Origin of the sequence: Lyngbya sp. CCAP 1446/10 (assembly GCF_026130175.1) — a bacterium.
Taxonomy (GTDB): domain Bacteria; phylum Cyanobacteriota; class Cyanobacteriia; order Cyanobacteriales; family Microcoleaceae; genus Microcoleus.
This window is the reverse complement of sequence record NZ_JAIGNI010000163.1, coordinates 1-1345: the sequence shown is the minus strand read 5'-3', so window position 1 is coordinate 1345 and position 1345 is coordinate 1. Positions and strand designations below refer to the sequence as shown.

General features: G+C 46.0%; 1 pseudogene. It reads right to left on the bottom strand.

The features are described 5' to 3' along the window. Nucleotides 1-1345: pseudogene (locus tag K4039_RS29680) on the bottom strand (IS66 family transposase); the annotation flags it as partial.

Genomic DNA, 1345 nt, shown 5'->3' with positions numbered 1-1345 from the left:
GATATAGCATCACGGAAAAAAGCCATTGCACTTTTACCTTGAAATCTACAAGTCTGAATCACAGATAACAAATCAGCAGTTTGTTCAAACCGAAACATTGACCTGGAACCCCCTGATACCTTACGCTTCGTCACGGCTAATCGGAGAGAACGTTCTGCTAAATTATTATCAGGAGGAATGGAAGGATGGTCTAAAAAATACCACCATTGCTGCGCTTTCTCACGCAAGGAGCGCAATAACAGTCCAGCGGCATGACCAACTTGACCTTGCCAAGTATTTAACAATTCTGCCAACCTGGTCTTAAAGTCCCTCGCCCAAGCATGATAATCAAGCTCTTGTTGGTGTTCGCGCCATTTTCGATGTTGTCGAAATGCCTCATCAATTAATTCCAAGAACGCAGAGGCGACGACAGTATTGTTACCGTGACCTATAAGCAGAACTTTCTTAAAATGTCGCCGTAGATGGGCTAGACATTTTTGCTGCGCTCCAACAATCACACCGTTGTATACGCTAAAGTCATCAGAACTCAACACTCCAGCAAACTCGCTCCCCAGCATCGTCTCTAATTCGGCTCTACTCCGAGTATCCGCCGCATGAAACAAGCAAAAATCTTGACCCGTAGCTGTCCATAACCATTCTTTGACTCCCTTGACACACCAAGGGGTTTCATCGACATGGACGTTGGCTTGTAATGGTGCCCATTTCCATAAGTCGGCAACGGCGGGTTTTACAGCATTGGCTACCCGCGCATTTGTGGCTTGTAATGTCCCTATCCCTATTTCGATTCCACCTAGTTCGCGCAGGAACTCTTGTTGCTTTTCGTAAGATATGTGCCCATAATTACCTAGCCATACCAATAATGCTTGTAGGTCGATACTCAAATCTTGTCCTGGCACGCTTGCCCGGTGAGACGGGTGCAATCACTATGGCTCCACATTCATTACACTGACATTTGACCCGTCGATATTCCACTACTTCAATTGGTCTGGCAACCGGCACACGCTACCTGCTGCTTGCTGTAGCCAATCATCTCACTTAATTCTCTGCTGCCACAATGCTCACAAGTTTCAGGAGTGCTGATTTGATATCTATCCACTCGTCCAAACCCTTTTCGGGTTTTGCCGATATGTCCAGGCTGTCCTCCTGGTTTGCGATGCGGGCTCGGACTCTGACTCTTTTGAGCTATCAACTTTGGCTGTCTCTGATTTCTGTATCAGATCGCTTGATGGGGGTTTCGATGATGTTTTGCTATTACTCGGCTGTCTCTCTTTGAGTTTTTCGAGTTCTTGTTGTAATTTTTCAATCAGCTTCTGTTGAGTCAGCACAATTTTGACCAGTTCCTCAC